At 37.6% G+C, this 21882-nt stretch carries 19 protein-coding genes and 1 pseudogene; 4 read left to right on the forward strand and 16 right to left on the reverse strand.

Features of this window, described 5'->3' with window-relative positions:
* Positions 1 to 82: 82 nt before the first annotated feature.
* Entirely contained in the window at positions 83 to 922 is an 840-nt protein-coding gene (locus QUF94_RS17350) for a nucleotidyltransferase domain-containing protein (RefSeq protein ID WP_289316942.1), read from the reverse strand.
* 288 nt (positions 923 to 1210) lie between these two features.
* On the opposite strand from QUF94_RS17350, the gene QUF94_RS17355 reads away from it, so the two are divergent.
* Positions 1211 to 1537 (forward strand): antibiotic biosynthesis monooxygenase family protein, encoded by a 327-nt coding sequence (locus tag QUF94_RS17355; protein WP_289316943.1) that lies wholly within the window; start codon positions 1211 to 1213, stop codon positions 1535 to 1537.
* A 567-nt stretch (positions 1538 to 2104) separates the two neighbouring features.
* On the opposite strand, the gene QUF94_RS17360 is transcribed toward QUF94_RS17355, so the two are convergent.
* Together QUF94_RS17360 and QUF94_RS17365 are read right to left on the reverse strand one after the other, a co-directional pair.
* A complete protein-coding gene (locus QUF94_RS17360) occupies positions 2105 to 2674 on the reverse strand; it encodes a GNAT family N-acetyltransferase (RefSeq protein WP_289316944.1) in 570 nt (189 codons plus the stop codon).
* 149 nt (positions 2675 to 2823) lie between these two features.
* Positions 2824 to 3588: a class I SAM-dependent methyltransferase gene (locus QUF94_RS17365; protein ID WP_289316945.1), complete on the reverse strand. Its 765-nt coding sequence runs from the start codon at positions 3586 to 3588 to the stop codon at positions 2824 to 2826.
* 456 nt (positions 3589 to 4044) lie between these two features.
* On the opposite strand from QUF94_RS17365, the gene QUF94_RS17370 reads away from it, so the two are divergent.
* On the forward strand, positions 4045 to 5829 hold the full coding sequence (locus QUF94_RS17370; RefSeq protein WP_289316946.1) for a laminin G domain-containing metallophosphoesterase family protein: 1785 nt from the start codon (positions 4045 to 4047) through the stop codon (positions 5827 to 5829).
* A 283-nt stretch (positions 5830 to 6112) separates the two neighbouring features.
* On the opposite strand, the gene QUF94_RS17375 is transcribed toward QUF94_RS17370, so the two are convergent.
* The 13 genes and pseudogenes from QUF94_RS17375 to QUF94_RS17435 all read right to left on the reverse strand — a co-directional run bounded on the left by QUF94_RS17375 (position 6113) and on the right by QUF94_RS17435 (position 18350).
* A complete protein-coding gene (locus QUF94_RS17375) occupies positions 6113 to 6538 on the reverse strand; it encodes a cytidine deaminase (RefSeq protein ID WP_289316947.1) in 426 nt (141 codons plus the stop codon).
* Between the two features lie 64 nt (positions 6539 to 6602).
* Positions 6603 to 6725: a hypothetical protein gene (locus QUF94_RS17380; RefSeq protein WP_289316948.1), complete on the reverse strand. Its 123-nt coding sequence runs from the start codon at positions 6723 to 6725 to the stop codon at positions 6603 to 6605.
* A gap of 92 nt (positions 6726 to 6817) precedes the next feature.
* Complete coding sequence (locus tag QUF94_RS17385; protein WP_289316949.1) at positions 6818 to 7714, reverse strand: DMT family transporter; 897 nt, start codon at positions 7712 to 7714, stop codon at positions 6818 to 6820.
* 654 nt (positions 7715 to 8368) lie between these two features.
* Positions 8369 to 8737 (reverse strand): annotated as a pseudogene (locus QUF94_RS17390) (DDE-type integrase/transposase/recombinase); the annotation flags it as partial.
* 442 nt (positions 8738 to 9179) lie between these two features.
* Positions 9180 to 9566, reverse strand: coding sequence for an SMU1112c/YaeR family gloxylase I-like metalloprotein (gloA2, locus tag QUF94_RS17395; protein WP_289316950.1), 387 nt, complete (start codon positions 9564 to 9566; stop codon positions 9180 to 9182).
* A 104-nt stretch (positions 9567 to 9670) separates the two neighbouring features.
* A complete protein-coding gene (locus QUF94_RS17400; RefSeq protein ID WP_289316951.1) occupies positions 9671 to 9799 on the reverse strand; it encodes a hypothetical protein in 129 nt (42 codons plus the stop codon).
* A 328-nt stretch (positions 9800 to 10127) separates the two neighbouring features.
* Positions 10128 to 11540: a DHA2 family efflux MFS transporter permease subunit gene (locus QUF94_RS17405; RefSeq protein WP_289316952.1), complete on the reverse strand. Its 1413-nt coding sequence runs from the start codon at positions 11538 to 11540 to the stop codon at positions 10128 to 10130.
* A 705-nt stretch (positions 11541 to 12245) separates the two neighbouring features.
* Complete coding sequence (locus tag QUF94_RS17410; protein WP_289316953.1) at positions 12246 to 13244, reverse strand: ROK family glucokinase; 999 nt, start codon at positions 13242 to 13244, stop codon at positions 12246 to 12248.
* Between the two features lie 484 nt (positions 13245 to 13728).
* Complete coding sequence (locus tag QUF94_RS17415; protein WP_098372824.1) at positions 13729 to 14868, reverse strand: ABC transporter ATP-binding protein; 1140 nt, start codon at positions 14866 to 14868, stop codon at positions 13729 to 13731.
* Between the two features lie 134 nt (positions 14869 to 15002).
* Entirely contained in the window at positions 15003 to 15971 is a 969-nt protein-coding gene (locus QUF94_RS17420; protein ID WP_289316954.1) for a sugar phosphate isomerase/epimerase family protein, read from the reverse strand.
* 62 nt (positions 15972 to 16033) lie between these two features.
* On the reverse strand, positions 16034 to 17086 hold the full coding sequence (locus QUF94_RS17425; protein WP_289316955.1) for a Gfo/Idh/MocA family protein: 1053 nt from the start codon (positions 17084 to 17086) through the stop codon (positions 16034 to 16036).
* 23 nt (positions 17087 to 17109) lie between these two features.
* Positions 17110 to 17835, reverse strand: a complete 726-nt coding sequence (locus tag QUF94_RS17430; RefSeq protein ID WP_063234582.1) for a ThuA domain-containing protein — start codon at positions 17833 to 17835, stop codon at positions 17110 to 17112.
* A 269-nt stretch (positions 17836 to 18104) separates the two neighbouring features.
* A complete protein-coding gene (locus tag QUF94_RS17435) occupies positions 18105 to 18350 on the reverse strand; it encodes a hypothetical protein (protein WP_289316956.1) in 246 nt (81 codons plus the stop codon).
* Between the two features lie 1132 nt (positions 18351 to 19482).
* On the opposite strand from QUF94_RS17435, the gene QUF94_RS17440 reads away from it, so the two are divergent.
* Together QUF94_RS17440 and QUF94_RS17445 are read left to right on the forward strand one after the other, a co-directional pair.
* Positions 19483 to 20475 carry a LacI family DNA-binding transcriptional regulator gene (locus tag QUF94_RS17440; RefSeq protein WP_289316957.1) on the forward strand — a complete coding sequence of 331 codons (993 nt, stop codon included), beginning with the start codon at positions 19483 to 19485 and terminating at the stop codon, positions 20473 to 20475.
* A gap of 149 nt (positions 20476 to 20624) precedes the next feature.
* Complete coding sequence (locus tag QUF94_RS17445; protein WP_289316958.1) at positions 20625 to 21854, forward strand: ABC transporter substrate-binding protein; 1230 nt, start codon at positions 20625 to 20627, stop codon at positions 21852 to 21854.
* Positions 21855 to 21882 lie beyond the last annotated feature (28 nt).

Below are 21882 nucleotides of genomic sequence, written 5' to 3' on the forward strand. Positions count from 1 at the left end.
ATTCATCCCTCCAAAAGTGATTACACTAATGTTATTTCCTGAACTCCAAATGTACGATGTCCCTTAACCTTTAGCAAAAGTATCAGATAGCCATATCCATTATTCGTTTGATATGGTCTTCATTTGCTTCGACACCCACTTGTGTGCAAAGGTATTTATTAAGTCTAAGGAACTCTGGGATCATACCTCTTAACGTTTTCATGATTTCATTTGTATTACGGCCACAATCCCAACCTTCCAAAAGGGATAATTGCTTTTCATCTAATTTACTTCTTTCACCTTCGATTTTCGTCCATACTCCATAGGGTCCATCTACGTGTTCTTCCATTTCCATATACCAACCAGACACAATCAACCATCGTATCCTATCAAGATTGGATAGTGCATGAAATATTTCTTCCCTCATAATAGCTCGGTAGGTTTCGTGGACAAATGCAAGCAGCTTTCCTCTCCAATGGTCAACTTCTTCCGGTGAGGGTTTATACACTTGCTTAGCGGATTCCTTAATAACATGGCTCATAATATTTAGGGGATCATAAAGGACTTCAACCTCTTTTAACCAAATGGAAGGTACCATTTCCTCAGGTGAGTGATACCAGCTATCCACTTTCACAAAGGACTCATAATGAGAGACGACGTACGGTGATGAAGGATTGTAGTCTTCGTGAAATGAAACATATCCCCAGTTATTGGCTCTATTCCTTTTTTCCTTTAAAAAACCTGCTTTCCGTTCTGGTATAACAATGGTATGCAAATCGATATCAGAGTAATTATCATAGTTTCCTTTTGCTAATGAACCGGCTAGGTAAATAGCCAAAACATCTGGATCTGCCGATAAATCTTTTAATGCATTTCCCAAAAGAATTTCGCGATGTTTCGGTAAAAATGCATCCCTTTCTATATGTTTACTGACGAATCCCACACAAGAAAACCATCTCCTTTTTTTGTAAAACCTTCAAATTAATATATTCGTGAATCAGAAAAAAATCCCTTCTTCCTATGAACTGCGGATTAGTGAACTTTCTGTCTTATGGTAGTTTCTTGGCTGGAGATCAACGCCCACCATCACCTTCATTGGCTGTCTGAAAATGGTTACTTTCCGGGAATGGCTTTTCATATTGCAATCAGCTTTATCAGGAGACAGACCCTCCCCATGTTCTTCCGGATGTGTTATTATTTTGAATATTAAGTTAGAAGGAGGCATCATTTCATGTTTTTTGCAAATACACCTGAACCGCCCTATTACGCTTGTATTTTCACTTCGCAAAGAAGCGATAAGGATGACACAAGTTACAATTCAACCGCTGATTTCATGGATGAACTTGCCGCTCAACAAGATGGCTATTTAGGAGTCGAAAGTGTAAGAGATCAAAACGGGTTAGGAATTACCGTATCCTATTGGAAGTCCCTGGATGCCATAAAGCTTTGGAAAGAAAATGCTGCTCACAAAAAGGCACAAGAAAAAGGTATGAAAGATTGGTACTCATCATACTCAACCCGAATTTGTAAGGTTGAAAGAGATTATACAAGCAAGTGAGGAAACTAAAATTTAGTACTTGAATCGTTTTTTTATGGTTTTTCAGTTTTAGAAAAAGACCGCTTTTTTTAGGGTTTGTAAATTTGAACGTTGATTTCCATTCCAGGCACTCGCTTTCCGCGGGCGGTCCGGGAGCCTCCTCGGCGCTCTTTGCGCCTGTGGGGTCTCCCTTGGACGCGTTTTCCCCGCAGGAGTCTCGTACCCTCCATTCCAATCAACTGGAATGGTTTTTACTTTAGGCTGTTCTCATCCCGAACCATGTTTAAGACTAGTTAACCCTTTATGGATTTTCACTATTTTATGAAACGCTTATTAGATTGAAAATTTGCGACACCCCTGCCAAGTAACTGGCAGACAGTCGGCGAGAAAGGAAGCTGATTTCTGAAAACAACTGGAACGTTCTTTAAAACTGAAGGCAAATTTGCTTACCATGCAGTTTGTCTTAAGTCTGAGGCCGCTAAAATCTCCTTTTAAAGAATGGTAATAATCCCGTTGGTAAAATTGAAAAAGGGTTTCAGGATGACTGCATTCCGAAACCCACTTTGTCGATAAACTGTGACCGTGTACTTAGCGGTCTTCACAATGAATGATGTCATTAAGATCTTCTTTTATGAGTGAGTACATATATAAATCATCGAATTTTCCACAAGTACATTCATAATGCCTTAGCAATCCTTCTCTTCTAAACCCTTGCTTTTCCACTAGTTTTTGGGATGGGAGATTATCCGGTTCAATCAAGGCTTCAATCCTTTCCAGGTGAAAGTTACGATAACCATATGTAACAACGGCTTCCAATGCCTCACTAGCAATGCCTTTTCGCCAATGATCTTTACTTAATTCATATCCAATTTCAGCTCGATGATGTTTCGAGACCATATTCAGAAAACCACAACTTCCTATAACCTTACCGGAGTTCTTTAATGTAATTCCCCATCTGATTCCCGTACCCTCCCGGAATATAGATTCATACCAATTAATTTCATCGCATACGTCATTCATTGTTTGGCATGGTTCTAACCCCATTGGTTTCACTACATCAGTATCAGATAGATATTTAAACATATCAACCGCGTCTTCTATCGTTACTTCCCTTAAAATCAATCGTCGTGTTTCAATAAGCGGAAATACTTTCTCCATCCAATTTCCCTCCTCTAAATCCCCTTTTCCATATATAACTATTTTAATCATTACCTAATTAAAGCCGATAATCAACGCATTATTGCTTAAAAATTAATGTTAATAACTAAAAAGGCGTCCCTACTTTCGTAGAAACGCCTTTTTCCCGTTTATTTGATTCCTTCATTAAAAGAATTTATTGTTTCCTTTACTGCTGAAATGATTAAAAACATGGGCCTTCGATTTTCATCTAACATTTCAGGAACACTTTTTAACATTTCATCAGAAGGCATCGGTTCCTTTACTGCTTTAATGCTGAAACCAGCACAAATCAAGTCATTCATATATGTTGAAATCGTACGGTGATACTTTACTACGTTTTCGGTTAAGAAGGTTGTTTCTCTCACACCTTCGGATTGATAGTTGTCAACTGGCCAATGCAGATGATTTCCGTGATCATCTACATACCAAGCTTGTTCGTTTCGAGAAGTAAAGATTGGATGTTCAACCGAGAAAACAAAAGTGCCTCCAGGCTTTAGACAATCATGGACCTTTTTGCAGATTGCCTCATACGACTCAATGTAATGAAAAGCCAACGAACTGATGACCACATCAAATTCAGAGCCGGAAAAATCGATGTCTTCAATTGGCATCTTAATATACGAAATGAAACGGTCATCCGTTTTTTCACGAGCTCTTTGAAGCATATTGTCCGAAATATCCACACCAATCACGGAACTAGCTTGCTGCTCACGGGCAAATCGGCAATGCCATCCGAAACCGCAGCCCAAATCAAGTACACTCTTATTGCGCAGATTTGGCATTAGTTCTTTTAATACATGCCATTCTCCCGCAGCTTCAAGTCCCTTGACTGATCGTGGCATTTGCTCATACGCAGAAAAGAAATTTGTATCACCATATTTGTTTTGTTTCATTATTCATACATCTCCTATAAATTAAGATAGCCTCCTAAGATTAATACCACATCTATTTCAGGAGGCTACCTATCTCCTTCTTACCATTTCTTTCACCTCGTTATCTTGATGAATCACTGTCCTTATAGTAGCACATCGCTTGTCTACCTTCCGGCTGTCAGAAGTTCAATTTTATAATGAATCTTCATATTGATCCTATTTTCAATTACCTAGTAATCCTTGATTAGAGCGAACCTTCAAAAAGTCAAATCGAATCCACTAGGACTTATCTCCTAATGAATTTTGTAGGAATAAGTCTTTTTTACTCATCGTTAATAAGTTATCAAAAAGATAAGCAAACTATACCATATTGCAGCTTATACGGGATCTACCTAGGCTTAGTTCACTACAAATTATCCAGGTAGTAAAAAGAAGAAATGTATATCGCTTAATCAAAATTAATGGGGTGAATGTTTTATGAGAATGAAAAAAGCATTAATAGGTCTCTCACTCTTATGTATGATTGTTCCTGGTATTGCCAAGTCGGCTGATTCCGTTGCTGAAAATAATCGAAGCAGTATCGTGGCAAATTGGAAATTCACAAAACAACATGTTAAAAGCGGTTCAATCGATAAAGGTAATTTAATTATAGAAGATACGAGCAAACATGGAAATGATTTAGAGTTAGTGACGATAGGAGATCCTGCCTCGCCTGAAGTAAAAAATATGATTCAATGGTCTGAAGAAGATTATCATGATCTCGAAAAAGTGGATAGCTTGGCGTTCGCTAATTACGAAAACGCCCCTTCAGGGAGATATTTCGAAACCAAAAAGGGTTCACCTATCAATTCGGAGAAATTCGATAAGGGTTTTACCATTGAAGCGATTTTTAAGTTGCCAAGTGATTTTAAGAGTGTCATGGGGCTTTTTTCTAGACAAGGACAGGCTGCCGATCTTAATAAATTGGAAGGTGAGAAGAAAATCCTTTCTGCTTTAACTGTATCCAGTGATCAAAAAATCCAATGGACCAGCCATCCATCTAATTTAAATTACAATGTAAGCAATTGGTCTCGATCATTAAATGCTGATGAATGGTACCATTTGGCGGTTGTTAATGACGGTAACACGACGACTTTAACTTTGAATGGCGTTAGTGATTACGGAAAATCAGAAAAAGTAATAGGTATTGCAGCAGTTAAAGGTAAAGGCTGGAACATCGGAGCAACTGAGTGGGGAAATAAGTTCAATGCTCTATTCAAAGGGAATATCCAGGAAATAAGAATTGCTAATAAGGCTTTGACTGAAAAAGAATGGCTTGTGCAGGATGCTCGTGACGATGAGCCATTTGAAGGATCAAACAAGGCTTTACCCTTTCTAACGAATAAAAAGAATTACAATTTCCTTTTCATTCCAGATACCCAGAAATATTCAAGCCAAAATCCAGAGATTTTCAATAGCCAAATGAACTGGATTTCCAATAACACTAAGAAGAACAATATCGTTATGAATACATTTGTTGGGGACATTGTCGATAGTGATTCAGAAAAACAATGGCAGATTTCCCTCGGAGCCATTTCCCATCTGGATAAAAATCAAGTTCCATATATGATGGCTGCAGGGAATCATGACTATGCTGACGGAGATCCTTTCTTAACACATTATGGGCCGCAGCGTTTTACGAATAAAAAATACTATAAGGGGTCGTCTCACTCTGGGTATAGCTCATATGCAATAGCTAAGGCAGGGAGTTATGAATACTTAGTCTTAATAGTGGATATGAAAAATTTGCATAAGGACTTGGAATGGTCAAAACAGGTTCTGAATCATCATAAAGATAAACCCACCATCCTCGTCTCACATGATATTATTTTTCCAAAGCTTAAGGATGATAAAACCAATGCCGTCGAGTCATCTAATGGCAAACTGATTTGGGATGAACTTGTAAAGAACCACAATCAAGTGTTCATGACTGTAAATGGACATTATTACGGGATAGCACATCGTGTAAAACAAAACACAGCAGGAAATGATGTCATTCAAATGCTAGTCAATTACCAAACGAATTATCGAGGGGGAAATGGCTGGCTAAGACTAGTAGAATTTGATGAAAAGAAGAACAAACTGTATTTCCGTACCTATTCCCCATTTGTCGATGAAATGTCTAAAAAAGAAAAATCCTACGTCGATTATAAATTTTTAACAGGTGAAAATAATTCATTTAAATTAGATTGGGACTTTAAAAATAGATTTAATTTTAATTAATTTAAAAGACGAAAAAATCCAATTCCCCAGGTATAATTAACGATCCCATCAACCTGGGGGGATTCCTTTATTTTGGAGCCCAATATAATGTTGAATCGTTCAAACCGTCATGCTCTAATCATCATTTTGTTTTTTCCAAAACCAGTTATCTTTAGATTTAGATGTTATTATCTCTTTTTCATTAGCGAAATCAGTATATCTTTTAAGACCTGATATATCTTTCTCTATTCTAAATAAGCTCGGACCCTATCAAAGACTCAACCGACATTGCACTTTCTTGAATTTATTTATCAGTCCATTTTTCCTTATATTCATCATAAGCTGCAGTCCAATGATACGGTTGCACTTCTGCTAATGTTTTGAAAGTTAAGTCGTGTCTTGGTAGACTAACTGCCACTTTAACTGTCGGACCCCAGTAAAAAAGCCTTTCTTGACATATTCCACAAGGAGAAAGCACTTTAAATTCTGACTTCTCATCATCACGAACTACACATATCGAATGCGTAATTTTCTTATTCAATTTATGAGCCTCTAATATGGCTCCTGTTTCCATACAAAGATTTGTTGAATCATTTATTATATCAGGAGCTACGCTGGTTAAAGCCGTACCATCTTCTAACCAAACTGCCGCTGCACCGCCCCATCCTTCAGGGTATCTTTCCTTTATTAAGTCAATGACCATTTCGTACAGTCTTTGTTCAATATCCAAGTGATTGCCTCCCATGAATCTTTAGGATCCCATGTCATTTCCGACTACTTTCCCAGGACTTTAATCAGTCTTTGATAAACCAAGCACAGTCTGCAACCTTGCGAGTAGCTATTTGATGATTAACAACTTCAAGCAGCTTTTCGATTGCTTCTTTCATATCTGCATCCATGAATTTTCGTTTTACCAATTTTACCTCCCCACTTTTCTTTAAAACAATGCATCCTTTATATCCATCATTTCATCTCCAACTCCCGCTTTCCCGTTTTTGGAAAAACGTTTTCATGCTGCTTTTTTCATCACTGATTTGTACTTTCCGAACCCATTAACGACAAGGACCCCTAATATCGCAATCACGCCGCCTATGACCGAAAGAGTACTGGGTACCTCCTGCAGCCAAACCCATGCGATGAAAATGGCAATTACAGGTTCAATGTATAACAGACTAGATACGGAGCTGGCCTTTCCTAACGAGAGTGCGACTGCCCATGTAACATAACCGATGGCTGCTGGGAAAATACCAACAAAAATCGCTGACAAGTGACCTTCCAGTGTAGCTTGTTGCATTTCTTGAAATAGGCCAGGAAAGAATATGAAAAATGGTATTGTACCGATCCATGTGAAATAAGCTGTCAATTCAATCGGATTATAGCGGCTAAACAACGGCTTTTGGAAAACAAAAAACACCGCAGAAGCAACAGCAGACATCAGCACTAGAAAGGCTCCTTCAGAAATAGTTAGCGAAGGGCCTGCAGTACCCAATGTAATTAAGGTGATCCCTGTGAATCCTATTCCTAAACCAATCCATCCGAATAAGCCGAGGCGTTCTTTTAAAACGATAGCAGCAATGATCGCGATGAAAACGGGTGCTGAACCAATCAGCATTCCAGCGGTTCCCGCCGAAACGGTAAGTTCCCCGAATGTCACCCCGATATGGTAAATACTAATACCAATAAATGCAAGTATCGATATTCTCAACAAATCCTCTTTTTTCGGGAGTCGAAATTTCACGCCAGGCCATAGAGCATAAAGGACAAAAATCCCTGATGCGATAAGATAACGCACAAGTACCAAATGACCAGCTGAATACCCGCCATGTAAGCCTGCACGAATAGCAGCGAATGTAGATCCCCAAATAATAACTGTAATAGATGCCAATAAAAATGCTTTAGTGTTCAAAACCAATTCCTCCCATACCATTGACTATAACCTGAAGGTATCATGGATACGTAAGAACTTCAATAAAATTCCTATCTCGCTGTGAAGTGGCATAGTAAGAAAAGGAATTTGTGTTCACTCTGGGCTGTAATCATCACTGAAGAAATTCTATTCCATATGGGGTTGGATTGGAAATCTTCATTTAAAGATGGATTAGGTTTGAAAAGCATGCTAAACAAAAGGTGCTTCGTATAGGAAGCACCTTTTGTTCAGACTGTAGACAAACTCGATATTAAGACTGCCTACATTTTTTTGAGGGAGTGTAAAATATGAACGTTGATTTCCACTCCAGGCACTCGCTTTCCGCGGGCGGTCCGGGAGCCTCCTCGGCGCTCTTGGCGCCTGTGGGGTCTCCCTTGGACGCGCTTTTCCCGCAGGAGTCTCGTACCTTCCGTTCCAATCAACTTTGCAGATGGAACCCCTTTTGTCTACAAACTCGTTTACAATTACCTTGTCCACATTTAAGCTTACTTGAAATATTGTCTTGAGGCTTTTACACTGTAACAGTTTTGTGCAGCAATACTGCAATAATAACGTTAAAAGTGTAAAATATTGTGAATTTGAAAAAACTAATAGGATTTCTAACGGAATGCTACTTTATGGTTAATCCAAGAGTTAGTGGATACAATTCACCCGATTTTGGACAGACTTCTCCTTGGAACGTTTGGTCCTTTTTAGACCATGTGCATACCCCGCAATAATCCGTTTAGCAGTTCGAAAGGACTTTAATCCAAGCATTCTGTACAATACGCTTTTTAATAAATCGTTGATCCTGCTACACGATAATGTTGAGATAACTAACTTGCGTTATTTGTATGCCTTCGGGCTACTCTTCTTCTTTTAACTCCTGAATGGCTACAGGAAACGCTGGGTTTTTATCCACTGTTATGATAAGGGTCTTGATTCATACGAAAAAACCAAGTCTTTCTTGAGAAAGCGTTTGGCTGCTTGATTATCTCTGGATTCACTTAGATAAAAATCAACCTTCAGAACCCACTTCACGATACAGGTACTATAATTGATGGTAAAGGAATCGGAACATACATGGAAGAAAATGATAAATTCCGAGAGTTTATATCGGATGATTTTAGGCTGTGGATAGATGGCGTGAAATTTGATCAAAGGGGTTCTCTTATTTTTAACAGTAACAGGCTGCATCGAATGGTTACACTTAATCAAGAAAGTTTTCTGACTGGAACTACCCGTATAGGGTAAGCATTTGTCGTAGAAACCCCAATCTGTTATTCCAATTAATGGAATAACAGATACACTAGGTTAATTCGGATTTTATGTCCTAAAAAATAAAGAATCGAAAATGGACATCACAAAATGATTTCCATTTTCATATTAAATACTTTTTGGTTTTAGGGCACCTTGATGAAAGGCTTTTCTTATATCAAAATAAACATAACCCTACTGGTGATTGCTATTTTTCATATATTTCAAGAGGCAAATCATCCGGATCACAAAAAAAAGTAAACCTTTTTCCTGTTAACTCATCAACACGGATAGGTTCGACTGGAATGTTTTCTTTTTCTAAATCTTCAATCGCTTGATTAATATCTTCCACTTCAAAAGAAAGATGTCTAAGCCCTCTTGCTTCAGGATAACTTGGACGATGGGGGCTATCAGGAAATGAGAACAATTCCAACTGATATTCCCCTCCGACCATTAGATCCAATTTATACGATTTCCTTTCTGTCCGATATGTTTCCTTCTTAATATCACACCCTAAAATATTTACATAGAAGTTTTTTGATTTATCATAATCGGAACAAATTATTGCTACATGATGTATTTTTTTTACTTTCATTTCTTCCTCCCTAAGAACATTGGTTAGTTTTAAAATTTATTTTACCAAAGTTATACATTAATAAAAACTTAGATTCAGTTCCTTTTATTAAAAATGGCAGGATATTAGTCGCAAAGAAACCCTTTGTCTTTAGGTGTGGAATTATCTTTAATTAAATCTGGACTATTTTTCATTTCTTCAATCTTTAAAATTGGTGCTGATTCAGTATCTTTTTTTATTTCATGAGTTACCATGACGAAGGAATGATACGGCATGGGAGGGAAAGCCTCCAGGGGCGGCGTTCGAAAACGTTCATAATAAAGTAAAAAATGAAGTTCTATTATTCTTTTATTTCACGATACCTTAATGTCCCTAACTTACTTTATTTATCCGTTAACATACATTCAATATGGAACCCTGCGAATAAGCGGGTATTTGCGAGAAAATCGTATTAAACTGAGGGAGTTCAATTAGGTGAGCGAGCCTGGCGGCGAAAATAGGATATTTAGTTAAAAAAGAATCACAAGTAGATGAATCTATATTGTGATTCTTTTCAAGCTTAAAAAACTCATATTCAAATATTTAATTCTTCTCCCCGAACTCTTTTCCTGCTGATTTTTGATCCTTTATTTTAAAAGAAATGAGGAAGCTAATTAACGAAAGTACAGCGATGACAATAAATGAGATTTGCGCGCCATACATATCAGGATGGACTATCTCGGGACGCTGCTGAGCATTTTCGGTAGCTGATGTCATCACAGTAACAAGTATTGCTGTACCTACAGATGCGGCAATCATTTTCATCGTATTATCCATTGCTGCACCATGGGCGATTAATCGTTTAGGCAGCTGGTTTAAGGCGGCCGTTGAAACAGGCATCATAACCATGGCTAATCCGAACATCCGTATACTGTACATAACCATAATAAATGTAAAACTTGTCGAAGGACCCACATCGATAAAAGTAAAGGAGGAAGCGGTTATGAGGAGTAATCCGCCAATAACCAACCACCTGGCCCCAATCCGGTCAAAAATACGTCCAATGAACGGGGACATTAACCCGGTAATAAGTGCTCCAGGGAGTATCGCTAATCCAGCTTCAAACGCAGTAAATCCTCGCATGTTTTGCATAAATAGCGGGATGAGCGTTTCGGCACCTATCAGACCCATAAAGGTAATGGCTCCAATAATGATAGCAATCGGGAATAATGAATACGTGAACACACGGAACTCCAGCATTGGATGCTTCAATCGCAATTGCCTGTTGATGAACCAAACAAGTGAAATTGTCCCAATGCCTAGGGATATGATGGTACTCTCGTCTGTCCAGCCATAATTACCTGCAGCTGTAAAACCATACAATAATCCACCGAAACCTACGGAAGATAAAACAATCGAAAGCACATCCACTTTTGGCCGTGTAACTTCTGTTACATTTTTTAAAGCGAAGAACGCAACTATGATATCAATAATAGCAATTGGAAGAATGATAAAGAATAAAACCCTCCATGAGTAGGTCTCCGTAACCCAGCCCGACAAAGCGGGACCAATAGCCGGCGCGAAGGAAATGACCAGACCGACCAGTCCCATGGCTGCACCCCGTTTATGAACAGGGAAAATCATTAGGAAGACTGTTTGCATTAACGGGAGCATGATTCCTGCTCCGCTCGACTGAATCATCCTTCCTAGCAGCAGCATTCCAAAATTTGGAGCTAGCCCCGCTACCAATGTACCAATAGCAAAAATCCCCATCGCGGAAAGAAAAAGCTGTCTGGTGGTAAAGCGCTCCAGTAAAAACGCGCTAACAGGGATCATGATCCCATTAACCAGCATAAAAACGGTTGTTAGCCACTGTGCACTATTTGCCGTAACATTCATCTCCTCCATTACAGGAGGAATGGCGGTAATCATTAATGTTTGATTCAAGATCGCAATAAATGTACCCGCAAGCAAAAGAGCAACAATTGTTGTCTGTTTACGATTTGTTGAACTCAATTATGGTCCCCCTTTACGATTTGGAAAAAACATACTTTTGTAGATTACACGAATTTACATCAGATTTCCAGTAATTTGCTGTTAAAATGAAAGCAATAAAGTCGGCCATTAAATAATTACTTTCCCAACAAATAAAAGGGGATTTCCTTTGAAGAACCAGCTGCAATTGATGTACTTTCTCTTGGCCTAGTCATAGGGTTGCTGTCACAGACCGCAAAGTAGCAGATAAGTAGAGAGATGATGGGGAACACAGGAGCAAAGTGTATGCTCCTTATGTTGTTTATAGGGTCCGTTTCTGAATAGCTCTGCATAAAAAAACCTGTTAAATAATTCCTTTAATGGAGTATTCCTTACTGTCATACATTCATAGGACCAAGACTATTTTATCCTTGGTTATATATGATCTCATCTTTCAAGTAATTTTTCGTTTCTCGGTTTCTTCTTGTATAAATATTGTCAACTAAGGAAAATGTCATTTTATAAAGTAGGTTACCTTGTTTCGTTAGTGGCTTGATGAATGGCCAGAGTGTTCTTATCTTTAGTCTTCCCTACCCATTTCGTCATTTACATTGTATCCCCTTGTAGAATATAAGTTTTGTGCTGAAATTAAAAAAGAGCACTTTGAAAATACCGATGCTCTTTAAATAGTAAAAAATAAAATTATTATTTATTATTTTCTGATTCTTATACCTTTTCATTGTGCTATCACAAATATAAAGGTGTATTTCCATTCCTGTTTAGTAATCTTTTTTTCACCAACCAAGCGCCTCCCATAATTCCTGCATCATTTCCTAACGTGGCATTGGCTAACTCCACTCCTTGCAATACTCTTGGAAAAGCAAAACGAGTAAATTGCTCTTTTAAAGGTACTAACAGTGCATCCCCTGCTTTGGAAACTCCTCCACCAATGATAATTTTCTCAGGATTTAAACCATTCGCAAGATGAGCTAATGCTAATCCTAAATAAAGGGTAACTTTCTCAATCACTCTATTAGCTAATTCATCACCCTCATTCGCTACTTCAAATACTAGCTCAGATGATAATATTTGATGTTCATTGTAAAAATCCCTCAGTCTACTTGGTGTCTCGGTAAAAGATAATTCTTCAATCGCTAAACGAACAATACCTGTGGCAGATGCTATGGTTTCAATACATCCCGTTTTCCCACAATTACAAGGTGCCCCATCCTCTACGAGAGAGGTAATATGCCCTATTTCGCCACCTGCCCCATTTATTCCATGTACAATTTGCCCATTGGAAATAATTCCACCACCAACGCCCGTTCCCAAGGTGATACATAATAAATCTTTTGACCCTTGTCCAGCACCTTTCCACATCTCCCCAATGGCTGCTGCATTTGCGTCATTATCAACTATGACTGGCAAAGATGTTCCCATTTCAAGAAGATCCTTCAAAGGAAAGTTATTCCACCCTAAGTTAACTGCGACATCAATAGAACCATTCCCCAAGTTAATAGGACCGGGTGCTCCAACCCCAATACCAATTAACTTCTGTTTTTCTTGCCCCAACTCACTTAATGTTTGATCTATTGATTTAGCCATCTCCTTAGGAATATTTTTCCCTTTTTCATTTATATTGGTAGGAATTTCCCATTTATATATAATCTCACCATTTTGATTGATAAATGCCATTTTAATAGTTGTACCGCCTATATCTGCACCCACTAACCATTTTTCATCCATCAATACTCACCCTTTTTCATTCAAGTTGGCAAGGAACTTTATGCCTTAACCTTACGGCAAGTTAAGATTAAATTCGTTAATCTTGTACTAGCTATCGACTATACAGCTTTACTTTTTTATATAGTAATTAAGAAGTTTAACTCCTATCTTTCCTTGTTCAATAGAAATTTTTCTAGAGCTACGATAGCCCTTTGTTCATCGTCTCCATCTGCAGTAAATTTAAACTCCTTTGCCATGTCTAACTGTCAGGGCCATTCCCCCGATATTACTTTTCTCAACTACCTTTTTTCCTTTTTCACAATATTAATGTCACTGTTAAAAGATGATGCTTTTCCTACAAATTTCAGCACCAGATCGAGATTGGAGTCCATGACGAAGAAGTACGTCAATTTTTTTCTACCATTAATCCCCACTCTACCCTTACTAATTTATCTATATTTTTAATTGAAATTAAAAAACTTATTTCTCGTAGTTCATACATCTGTTATAAGACACCAGCTTCTCTTCTTTTATGTGTTTTCATAGGAAGTGGAATACGAGTCTCCGTTTTACTATCAAAGAAGTGTACCTTGTTCATGTCTATAGCTAATTTCATTTGTTGACCTGCTTTCACTTCTGTACGAGCATCCACGCGCGAAACAAAGTTCTGATCATTAATTTGTGAATAAACCATTATTTCAGCACCCATTAATTCTGCCACTTCCACTTTAATATTTATTGTTGTATTCGGTGAGGCATCAACGAAAATCAGCTCATCATGAAAATCTTCTGGACGTACACCTAAAATTATTTGTTCACCTATATATCCTTGCTCACGTAATCCTTTCATTTTTCCCTCTGGCACCTCAATACGTACCGGTCCGATATGGAAGATACCCTCTTTTAAGGTACCAGTAAAGAAGTTCATCGCAGGAGAACCAATGAACCCGCCAACAAATACATTTGCAGGTTCGTCATATACTTCTTTTGGTGCACCCACTTGTTGAACAATTCCATCTTTCATAACAACAAGACGAGTTGCCATGGTCATCGCTTCTGTTTGATCATGCGTTACATAAATTGTGGTGGTTTGTAAGCGTTGATGTAGTTTAGCAATTTCAGAACGCATTTGGACACGCAGTTTTGCATCCAAATTGGACAAAGGTTCATCCATTAAAAATACTTTTGCATCACGAACGATTGCACGACCTAAAGCAACACGTTGACGTTGCCCACCCGAAAGGGCCTTTGGTTTACGCTGTAAGTATTGCTCTAGACCAAGGATATGGGCAGCCTCTTGTACACGACGATCAATTTCCTCTTTCGCGAATTTACGTAATTTCAGACCGAATGCCATATTGTCATAGACGCTCATATGGGGATATAAAGCATAGTTTTGGAAGACCATTGCAATATCTCGGTCTTTTGGTGCCACGTCGTTGACACGTTTACCATCGATAAAAAAATCGCCTTTTGAAATCTCTTCAAGTCCTGCAATCATGCGAAGAGTAGTTGACTTACCACAACCAGATGGACCAACAAAAACAATAAATTCTTTATCTTCAATCTGAAGGTTAAAATCTTTCACTGCTGTTACGTTTTTATCGTAGATTTTATAAATATGATTTAAACTTAACTCGGCCATTGTTTTCTCCTTCTTGAATCAGATTTTTTAATTTATAATAGACTAGAATTTTATGATAATTTGATTTTGAAAAAATATTGTGATATGGATCAAGTAGATTCATACCACAACGATCTTTCAATAAAATTAACTTGTTATGCCCACCACATCTGTGAAGGTGTTTTCTCAATTAAAACCGTTTGTAAGTTTGTCACTGCACGTTCGAATCCCTCATCAATAGACATGATCGCATCTTCATGCTCGATACTTACCACATAATCATACCCGTATGTGCGTAATGCACTCATCATATCTGACCATTCTTTTAAACTATGTCCACAACCAACTGAACGGAACGTCCATGCCCGCGAGCGAACTTCTCCATATGGTTGCATATCGGTTAACCCAAACATATTAATATTTTCTTGATCTAAATAAGTATCTTTGGCATGAAAATGATGAATGGCATTTTCTTTGGCTAAAATCTTAATGGCTGCCACTGGATCAATTCCTTGCCACCATAAGTGACTTGGATCTAAATTCGCTCCAATTGCATCACATGTTTGTTCTCGAAGTTTTAACAAGGTATAAGGTGTATGAACTAAAAATCCTCCGTGCAATTCTAATCCGATTTTCACGTTATTCTCTTTTGCATACTCTCCTACCTCTTTCCAATAAGGAATGAGCTTTTGTTCCCATTGCCAAGTTAAGATCTCACCATATTCATTTGGCCATGGAGTAACCGGCCAGTTTGGGTATTTAGCCCCCTCGTGATCACCAGCTGTTCCTGAAAAGCAGTTGACAACAGGTACATCAAGTAAAGAGGCCAGCTTAATCGTTTTACGTAAGGTTTCATTGGATTCTTTTGCAAACCCTTCTTCTGGTGAGATAGGATTTCCGTGACAACTAAATGCACTAATCGTCAATCCACGGTCCGCTACTTTCTTTTTATAGCTTTCTCTCGCATTCGCATCTTCTAATAATTCATCTAACGGGCAATGATGGTTTCCTGGATAGCAGCCTGTCCCAATTTCCACGGTATGTAACCCAGCTGTTTGCACTTTATCTAGCATGTCTTCAAATGAATAGTTTGCAAATAGAACAGTAAATACACCCAATTTCACGTTGTTTTCCTCCTATAGGTCCCAAATTCTTAATATGGTAAGATATTTTTATAAAGCAGATTTTAAACTGCTGGCTCTTTTATCGCTAAAAAGGTACTTACAATTTGTTTGGTTTCATGAGATTCAATAGCGGCTAGAATAACAGATAGAGATTTTGCCCCTTCCTCTCCTGAAACGGCTGGCTCTTTATCCTCTACGATAGCATTTACGAATTGTTCAATCACATGTGAGTTGTCTTGGCCGCCCTCATCGTTTGATTGAATTTTGCCAAGCTCATAATTTGCAACCTCACCTGTTGCGTATTGAACGATTAAGGAATACGTTGGATGATCTTCTAAACGAAGAATTCCTTTCTCACCGTAAATAATCGTGGAGTTATCTTCTTGACCCACGTACGCCCAACTAGATGCGAGCGTTCCAATAATTCCACTTTCTGTTTTTAACACACATACTGCGTTGTCATCGACATTAGCAAAATCTTTAGCGTTCGTTTGCACAAATGCACCTACTTCAACGATTTCTTCACCAAGAATGTAACGAAGTAAATCTGTTTTATGCACACCTAAATCTCCCATGGCTCCAATAAACGCTTCATTTTTTTTAAAAAACCAACTCTCTTTACCGTCAACACTCCATTGCTCAGGTCCTCCATGACCAAATGCGGTACGGAAGCTATATATTCTTCCAATTTCACCACATTCAATAAGCTGACGTGCTTTTTGATGGGATGAAACGAAGCGTTGATTGTGACCAATCATAAGTTTTTTGCCACTTTCTTTTGCTGCTTGAATCATAGCCTGAGCTTCTTCTTTTGACGTAGCCATTGGTTTTTCACACAATACATGAACGCCTTTGTTTAAAGCTGCGATTGATATGGGCGCATGCAAATAATTTGGTGTACAAACACTCACTGCATCTACCGTTTTGCTTGCGAGTAATTCTTCATAATTTTTATATACTTTTGCACCATACTGCTTGGAAACTTCAATGGCGCGCTGTTCATTTATATCACAAACTGCTACAATCTCTACTTCTTTATTCATTTTATATTCTGGTAAATGACGAAGTTGACCGATACTTCCACAACCTATAATCCCTACTTTTACTGTTTTCATAATCAGTTTCCCCTTTAATATCCTTAATTTTTCACTGCAATTCGTTCCAGTGGTGTTGCATTTCCGTATATAGGACGTTTTCTGTCAACTGGGTGTGCCCATTTCACGCCATTTATAATGACACGTTGAATATCTTTATTGTGATATGTTGGATACGTTTCATGGCCTGGTCTAAAATAAAAGACTTTTCCATTGCCTCGTTTATATGTGCAACCACTGCGGAAAACTTCCCCACCTTCGAACCAACTCGTAAAGACTAATTCGTCTGGAGCCGGGATATCAAAATGTTCCCCGTACATTTCTTCGCGTTCTAGCTCGATATATTCTGAAATACCTTCAGTAATCGGATGACTAGGATCTGTTACCCAAAGACGCTCTTTTTCATCTGCTTCGCGCCATTTTAAATCACAACTTGTACCCATTAATGTTTTGAAAATTTTGGAGAAATGGCCTGAATGCAATACGATTAAGCCCATTCCATCTAATACACGCTGCTTTACCTTTTTAACAATTACATCGTCTACTTCATCGTGAGCTAAATGCCCCCACCAAATCAGCACATCTGTTTCTTCTAATACAGCATCTGTTAAACCGTGTTCGGGATCATCCAATGTAGCTGTTTTTGCATCAAATCCGCTTTCTTTTAAAAATGCTGCAATAGCACCATGAATACCTTCAGGGTAGACTTCTCTTACAACTGGATTTTTTTGTTCATGTCGATTTTCATTCCATACAGTTACTTTTACCATCATAAATACTCCCTCTCATTTTGATTTGATGTATTGAAATTATTATCCGTAAATCTCCAACTTCACAATACATAAGCTGTCGATTTGACTGCCCAACCGCTTTCTAAAGTATTTGCTTTAGAGGTCTGCCTGCCAACCTATCACTCTATGGACTGCACTGAATTAAGTCGTTAAAAACAACGTAAACGTTTACGTTAATGGTACTGTAGTCTTCCTCATAGCGGATAGCGGATAACGGCTGTCAATGCCCGTGAGTTGTGGAACAGCCATTACATCACTTGAACAGAATACGGCTGTAAATGTTGGATAGTCCAAACTTGAACCACCCTTTCTATTCCACGTTGAAGACCATAATACCCATATGTACTCATTTGAATGGTTACCGTAACACCAACATCATTTATAGCGTCCTTAAATCCATTTACACGAGGAATTGTCGAAATGACATCTCCTTTTGTTCCGGCAATCACCCCAACATCAATTCCTGTTAAAACTTCACTTGTTAATTGTTTCAATACTTTGAGAACCAGTAAGCAATATATCTAGTACAACAGCCTTAGCCTGATAACCAATCTCGTCAATCACTTTTCTGAATGCCAGAAACAGATAAAACTGGCTTTCTTTGCTGCATCAATAATTGTAATTTCCACCAACTTTCTACGTAAACGTTTTCTAAAAAACACACTAGCACATGTGTAAAACCTTTTCAACGATTTTTCAGATATTTTTGAATTTTATTTATTTTATAAGATATTCTGTTACTGCAAAAAAAAGTGGTATCACCCCTTTATGGGTATATTTGTATAGTGTTTATGGAAAATGAGTGTCTAAGCTTGAAAAGCATGTACAGACAGAAAAATTACTATAAAAAAGGGAACTATTCTTGCACAAATAGCTACTTCAAATCAAAGGATAGAATGACTTATCTGGGGCTTAGATTCAAAGGTGAAAATTTTTTATTCGATTGATGATCAGTCCGGATAAACTATGCTTCTTCCTTCTTGAATAAAACCCGCGCCCGTTAGCTGAAAGAATGTTGTTTTACCTGTACAATTAGCATTAGCAATCTTTTAACTATCTCACGTGAACTTTCGGAAGTTGCGCTTACTTTTATCCACGAACTTCGGCTTTCTAAAGACACATCTTCTATCCTGGAAACTCTTCTTTTTATAGGCTGTGCTTCCTATGATTTCTTTCATTTCCCATCTCCAACGAGTCTGTTTCTCTCCCCTAAGATGGCAGAAATAGTCGCCTATTTTGTGTTGGTAATTTCGGTTTTCTGTGAATGTTTTTTGATTTCGCTTATGTTAACCTCTCTTCACTCCAACTATTTGCAACTGTATATTTATCATTGTGTATGTGTTGTAACATCACATCATATTATGTTTTCGTTTTCTATCTGGGGCATTTGTTTTCGAAAACCTTCATTTACATCTACATCCACCTCTATTAACCCTTTTTCAAAATATATGCTTCATATATTTTTCATTCACATAATCGTGAAATTAACGGATTAAATGTTTACATATGAAACAAGTCGTTTGACGAAAGTTAGAATATTCAAATTTTGAAATAAATTGTATTGAAAACGCTTTATTTATATGTTAAGGTTTTTTAGAAAACGTTTACGTAGAAAGTTGGTGAAACATGTCGATTACCATTAAAGATGTAGCAAAGCAAGCAAATGTATCCGTTGCGACTGTTTCTCGTATTTTAAATAATTTGCCTGGCTACTCGGATGAAACACAACAACGAGTAAAAAAGGTAATCAAAGAACTTGGTTATCAACCTAATGCCGTTGCAAGAGGTTTAATTAATCGCAAAACAAAAACGATAGGTGTACTCGTTCCCAATGTATCTGATTTATTTGCAAGTGAGGTTTTAGCCGGAATTGAGGAACAAGCTCATGAGTTTGGTTACAGTGTAATGATATGTAAAACCAATCATGATGGTAAACGAACGATCAACTACTTGCAGGCATTGTATGAAAAACGGGTGGATGGAATTATTATCGTCAGTGAATTTATCACGCTAGATTACTATAAAGCGATTGAAACAAACAATGTACCGGTTGTATTAGTGGCAACACAATCAGACTATCCCCTTCCCTTTATTAAAGTAGATGATTATCAAGCTGCTTACGATGCCACGACCTATTTAGTAGAAAAAGGGCATTCACATATTGGAATGATTGCAGGAACAAAAAGCGATATCATTTCAACAACTCCACGTGTAAAAGGCTTTACAGACGCATTAAATCACGTGGGAATAACAGTGACCAATGAAATGATCACGTATGGAGATTTTTCTTTCAAGAGTGGTATTAAGGGGATGGACGATTTATTGAAAAGTTACCCAAAAGTAAGAGCTGTATTTTGTGCAAGCGATGAAATGGCTGTAGGAGCCTTATCACTTTTATATAAAAAAGGAATTAGAGTACCGGAAAGTATATCCATTATAGGATACGATAATACAGCTACAGCTGAGAAGGCCATTCCCCCACTTACGACGGTAGCGCAGCCCTTATATAAGATGGGTAAAGATTCCATTCAACTTTTATTGGATCCATCTTTAAAAATAAACCAGCTTTATCCTCATCATATTGCTGAGCGTGATACAGTCCATTCATATAGCGAATAAAGGTTAAGTTACAAGTTGGGGTGATTACACTATTATCACTCCAATTATAAACGGCTTAACGTAAACGTTTACTATCATTGATGATTCCATTAGAGTAAACGTTTACTTATGCATAAAATAGACGAAATTTTCAGACGGGAGATACGTATATGAAGAATAAGTGGCGTTACCTCTGTACTACAGCATTTATAGCCAGTTTACTTACAGGATGTACTAATCAAACAACAGCTGATGAAAAAATCCATATTGAATTTTTTCAAAATAAGCCGGAAGCTGTAGCGACATTTGATCATTTAATTGAAAGGTTTGAAAAATTGCACCCCAATATTGATATTGAACAGAATAACGTTCCTGATTCCGAGACGGTATTACGGACGAGATTGGTGAAAGAAGATGTACCAGACCTTTTAGCGATCGGAGGCAATGCTACGTATGGCGATATTGCAGAAGAAGGATTATTTTATGATTTTTCAAAGGATTCAGCCATCAATAAAGTTATACCAGACTATGTTAATATGCTTAATTTATTAGGTAGAACGAATAATGAGGATAATGGAATTCCCTTTGCGACGAATGCAAATATGCTTTTATATAACAAGGATAAATTTAAAGAGTTAGGGTTACAAGTTCCCAAAACATGGGATGAGCTAATTAACGTTTCAAAACGGATTCAAAAACAAGGAGAATTACCTTTTTATTTTACGTATAAAGATGCTTGGACTGCAATGGTCTCATTTAATGCCTTAGCAGGAAACTTGCAAGGTGACAACTTTATCCAGGATCGCAATTCCAATAAAACAACTTTTACAGAGCATTACAAGGAAACTTTAGTAAAAATGCTTACATTGCTCGATTATGGTCATAAGGATAATTTTGGCCGTGACTATAATGCAGGCAATCGGGCGTTTGCAAATGGTGAATCAGTTATGTATATCCAAGGAAGCTGGGCAATCTCATCAATTAAAGCAATTAACCCAAATATAAAACTCGGTTCCTTTCCCTTACCTGCATCCAATGATTCATCTCAAAACAAACTCGTATCAGGTGTAGATACTGCATTAACGATGTCAAAAGATACACCACATAAAAAAGAAGCGTTAATGTTTATTCATTTTTTATTAGAAAAGGAAAATTCACAGTATTACATTAAAGAACAAAACAGTTTTTCTGCAGTTAAAAATGTTTTACAAAATGATGAAGCTTTAAAAGAGTTAAACCCTTATTTTGTACAACAAAAAATCACTAGTTTTCCGGAACACTATTTCCCTGCTAGTATGCAAGCAGCCAATTTAATACAGGATTTTCTAATTAAAGGAGAAGTCAAACCGTTCCTTTCAAAACTGGATGATGAGTGGAATAAAGTCAAAGCGAGAGAATAACAAGGGGGAAAAACGAGTGGTTAAACAA

Origin of the sequence: Peribacillus sp. NJ4 (genome assembly GCF_030348345.1) — a bacterium.
In the GTDB taxonomy this organism is placed as follows: Bacteria; Bacillota; Bacilli; order Bacillales; family DSM-1321; genus Peribacillus.